Annotated in this window: 3 protein-coding genes and 1 pseudogene; 3 read left to right on the plus strand and 1 reads right to left on the minus strand. The window is 41.7% G+C overall.

The genetic code is table 11. The features are described 5' to 3' along the window. The 3 genes and pseudogenes from VIH09_RS00770 to VIH09_RS00780 form a co-directional block, all read left to right on the plus strand. Positions 1–1,270, plus strand: a pseudogene (locus VIH09_RS00770) (TonB-dependent receptor); the annotation flags it as partial. Positions 1,271–1,281: 11 nt separating this feature from the next. Further along, positions 1,282–2,634 carry a DUF5689 domain-containing protein gene (locus VIH09_RS00775; protein ID WP_331576877.1) on the plus strand — a complete coding sequence of 451 codons (1,353 nt, stop codon included), beginning with the start codon at positions 1,282–1,284 and terminating at the stop codon, positions 2,632–2,634. Positions 2,635–2,741: 107 nt separating this feature from the next. Next, positions 2,742–3,191: an FKBP-type peptidyl-prolyl cis-trans isomerase gene (locus tag VIH09_RS00780; RefSeq protein WP_331576879.1), complete on the plus strand. Its 450-nt coding sequence runs from the start codon at positions 2,742–2,744 to the stop codon at positions 3,189–3,191. 68 nt (positions 3,192–3,259) lie between these two features. On the opposite strand, the gene VIH09_RS00785 is transcribed toward VIH09_RS00780, so the two are convergent. After that, the coding region (locus VIH09_RS00785; RefSeq protein WP_331576881.1) for a glycoside hydrolase family 97 protein at positions 3,260–4,939 on the minus strand (1,680 nt) is incomplete at its 5' end.

Consider the following 4,939-nt stretch of genomic DNA (forward strand, 5'->3'; position numbering starts at 1 on the left):
CGACGGTTTTTACACCGGAAACCAGGCACAATCTGATTTGAATAACCCCAATCGGCAAGTGCTGGAGGGCGATGCTTACGGCTACAATTACAATTATGTGGCGAATACTCTCGATGTCTTCAGCCAGTTCAAGTTTTCGTACGACAAAATCGATTTTTACTTGGCACAATCCTTCTGCAGTACGAATTATCAAAGAGAAGGATTATATAAAAACGGAATTTATGAAACGATTTCTTTTGGCAAAAGCGAGAAACTGCAATTCGAAAATTTCGGTTTCAAGGGCGGGTTGACCTATAAACTGTCGGGAAAGCGGCTGTTGACTTTTAACGGAGCCCATTTGACCAGGGCGCCTACGATTCGGAGCAGTTTCCCGAATTCGCGTTTGAACAACTTGATAGCTGGCGGACTGCAAAGCGAGAACATAAATAGTCTGGATGCTACCTACGTATTCCGTTCCCCAAAACTCAAATCGCGGTTGACGGCCTACTACGCCACGATAAAAGACGCGACGAAAACTTCCTTTTTTTATGCCGAGGGGATTTTTGATAATGGCGCGGGATACACAAACACGAACGCATTTGTGAGCCAAACACTAACCCAGTTGGACAAAAAGAACATGGGCGCCGAATTCAGTTTTGAATACCAATTGACCGCCACGATCAAAAGCAGTTTTTCTGCCGCTTATGGAAAATACACCTACGACAGCAATCCCAGCTTAAGTGTAACAAATGATGCCGTTGCCACTGTGGAAAAGAGCAATCCGTCATTTGATTTCGGAAAGACCTTGCTAAAGAATTACAAACAAGCCGGGATGCCGCAGCAAGCGTATGCTTTAGGGATAGAATATCGTGACCCCAAATACTGGTGGATTGGCTCAAACATAAATTATCTGGCAGAAACCTATATCGACGTATCTCCCATTTCCAGAACGAACAGTTTTTATACAAACCCCGCCAGCGGATTCCCATTTCCCGAAGCGTCGGAAGAGCGTGCGTCGGAATTGCTAAAACAGGAAAAGTTCGATCCGGTCGCATTATTGAATTTCACTGGAGGAAAATCATGGCGCATCAACGGAAAAAACTTAGGACTTTTCGTTAGCATTAATAATGCATTAGATAAAATATATAAAACAGGAGGATATGAACAGGCAAGAAACGCAAATTTCAGGCAACTCAATCAAGACGTATCCAGTGGAACTCCTTCTTTTGGCAACAAATATTTTTATGGCTACGGAAGGACTTATTTCGTAAACCTCAGTTTCAATTTTTAAAACCATTTATTATGAGAGCTACTTTCCATACTATTTTTTCATTGCTGATTTTGGTTACCGTTTTTTCCGGTTGCGTCAATGATGAGGTTGCTGTTCCTAAATTGATATGCAATCAACCTGATTTGGTCGTAAATAAAACGGTGGGCGACGTTCATGCCACAGCGGGAGCGATAGTTTCACAATACGTGTATGATGATGTTATCGAGGCCTATGTTGTTTCAACGGATGAATACGGTAATTTTTTCAAGAGCATCTCCTTTCAAACTTTGGCTACAGCCACAACACCGGCTATAGGATTTAGCGTTCCCTTGGATGCAACCAATACCTATGTCGATTTTAGATTTGGAAATAAAGTGTACGTGAAATTGAAAGATCAATATACCGATATCAACTACGGAAGTTTACAAATAGGAGGGATTTACGTTAATTCCTATAACGAAGGAGCCGTGGGTAGACTTTCCCAAACTGACTACAAAAACGTATTGCATGCCTCTTGTACCACTTTAACCGAAGACCAACTGGTTCGGCCAATCTCCATTCCGGATTTGCTGAACGACTCCAATTTGAATACGCTCGTTGAGTTGTCGGAGGTGCAGTTTTCGGAAGACGCCATCGGACGCCATTATTTTGAAGAAACGAACAATGTTGGCGGAGCGACGAATTGGAACTTGATTGACAAAAAAGGGAACCAAGTCATTTTCAGAACCAGCAGTTATGCGGATTTTTCCGGTAAGCTAGTGCCCAACGGAAGCGGAAAAGTCAGAGGGATTTTAACCAAATTTGCCTCCGATTACCAATTGCTTGCGCGCTCCGAAAGCGATGTTATGATTTCGGGTGAGAGGGCTATTCCGTTCTTTTCTGAGGATTTTAAAAACGTTGTTGACAAGTCTAACCTGAGCCTTCCGGGCTGGGCAAACATCGTACAGAGCGGAACCTTATTTTGGAAAGGAGGAGTGCGTTCGGGCAACGGCTATGCGGAATTTGTAATTAGCGGAACAAAGGTTAACTCTAATATCGCTTGGTTGATTACGCCAAAAATAGATATGGATTCGCATACCAATGAGATACTGACTTTTAGAACCGCCCAGCACCATCTGGACGTGGACTCATCCTTAAACACAATAGAGGTTTATGTTTCCAATAATTTTGACGGCCTGAATGTGAAGACAGCGACTTGGATTCCGGTTTCGGTAATTTTGCCCAAACAGGAAACGCCATGGTATCAGTTTGTGGGCAGCGGCGGAGTCGACCTGTCATCTTATACAGGAAAAATTAATATCGCTTTCAAATACATTGGCTCTGGCAAAAACCTGGCATTGGATGGCGCTTTCCAAATAGATGATGTGCAGGTATTTGGGGATTAGTGATTTTTATTCAAAAACAAACTCTTTTAACTAGCTGTTGTCATGATTTTTGACACTAATTCGTTGCGTAATTTTAGTATATTTGGCGCTTCTAAATAAATCTCAACATGAAATACATCTTATCTGCACTTGTCCTAACTCTTTTTGTGTCTTGTTCAAAAGACAAAGAAAGCGATTACGTTGCCCAAAACGAGCAAGAAATCAGTGCTTACGTAGCAAAAAATAATTTATCTGCCCAAAGAAGCGATTCGGGTTTGTATTATGTGATTGATGAGCCCGGTACCGGCGCACAGCCCACTGCTTCATCGACCGTAACTGTAGAATACAAAGGGTACTTCACTGACGGATCTGTTTTTGATGCAGGTAAACCGGGTGGTCTTACCTTCGGATTGAATCAAGTTATAAAAGGCTGGACAGAAGGAATTCCTTATTTTAAAGAGGGCGGAAGCGGGATTCTTTTGGTTCCTGCTCACTTAGGTTACGGAAGTAATGACAGCGGTCCCATTCCCGGAGGTTCCGTGCTTGTTTTCGATGTTAAGCTGATCAAAGTAAATTAGTTTTAAAACCTTATAAAATGCAAAAAGGCTGTCTATTTCTAGACAGCCTTTTTTATTTCTATCATAAATTATTTTTTGATTTCAATTATGCTGATGGCATAACCTCCACCAGGAGCTGACACCTGTGATAACTTTGATTTGCTCGTTACCGTCATTTTACGGATGGTATACGCTTGGGGGTTCGTTTTGTAATGTGCATCCTTTGCATCTGCATAAATAGTAGCCACATATTTTTTCCCTTTTTCCAAGAAGTCAAACTTGATGTTTGAGGTACGCGGAGTTTCCCCGTTTACATTGCCCACAAACCAGTTGTTGGTTCCTTTTGCTTTTCGGGCAACAGTGATGTACTGTCCCGGTTCTGCTTCTAGGTATTTACTCACTGTCCAATCTATAGCCACATCCTTGATAAACTGGAATGCATCAGAAAAACGGTTGTAGTTTTCAGGTAAATCTGCCGCCATTTGCAAAGGGCTGTACATCGTTACATATAAAGCCAATTGATTCGCAATCGTACTGTTCACATGTGAATGATTGTCGGGATTCAATTTTGACAAATCCATTTCAAAAATTCCAGGCGTATAATCCATCGGTCCACCCATCAAACGAGTAAAAGGAAGAAGCGTAACATGATTTGGTTTAGATCCTCCGAAAGACTGATATTCCGTTCCTCTTGCTGATTCATTACCAATTAAATTTGGGTATGTTCTAGATATTCCCGTTGGGCGAACAGCCTCATGCGCATTAACCATGATTTTATACTCGGCCGCTTTCTCGATGGCATATTGGTAATGGTTTATGATCCATTGGCTGTAATGGTTTTCACCTCGAGGCATGATGTCACCTACATAACCGCTTTTTACAGCATCGTATCCGTTGTCTTTCATGAATTGATACGCCTTGTCCATATGACGTTCGTAGTTACGCACAGAACCCGAAGTTTCATGATGCATGATCATTTTCACTCCTTTTGACTTAGCATATTCATGTATTCCTTTGACATCAAAATCAGGATACGGAGTCAGGAAATCAAAAACATAATCTTTAGAATGTCCAAACCAATCTTCCCAACCTTCATTCCAACCTTCAACCAAAACGCCATCAAAACCATTTGCTGCTGCAAAATCTATGTATTTTTTTACGTTGGCAGTTGTGGCCCCATGTGTACCGTTTGGTTTTGCTTTCGAATAATCGGTAATGCCCAATTGTATTGTAGGGAAGTCATTCGTATAAGACCAAGAGCTTTTTCCTGTAATCATTTCCCACCAAACGCCAACATATTTAACCGGTTTGATCCAAGAGGTATCTTCAATTTTACAGGGGTCATTCAAATTCAAGGTTATTTTTGATGCAAGAATTTCACGAGCGTCATCGCTTACCATAATCGTACGCCATGGAGAATGGTTTGGAGCTTGCATATAACCTTTGTCACCTTTTGCGTCTGGTGTCAACCATGACTCAAAAATCATGTTTTTGTCATCCAGATTCAGGTGCATGCAGGAATAATTGATTAATGCCGCTTCATGTAAATTGATATACAAACCGTCGTTTGTTTTCATCATCAAGGAAGTCTGAACTCCAGTAGGAGAAAAAGAAGTCTGAGATACGTTGGCGGTTTTCGCTTTTTCGGAGAAGCCCCTGATTTCGGACAATTTTGATGTGGTGAAATCGTATTCTTGTGTGTCGTAATCGCCAGGAATCCAAAATGCGGTATGGTCACCCGCCATGGCGAACTGGGTTCTTTCTTCTTT

Source organism: Flavobacterium sp., assembly GCF_036515215.1.
In the GTDB taxonomy this organism is placed as follows: Bacteria; Bacteroidota; Bacteroidia; order Flavobacteriales; family Flavobacteriaceae; genus Flavobacterium.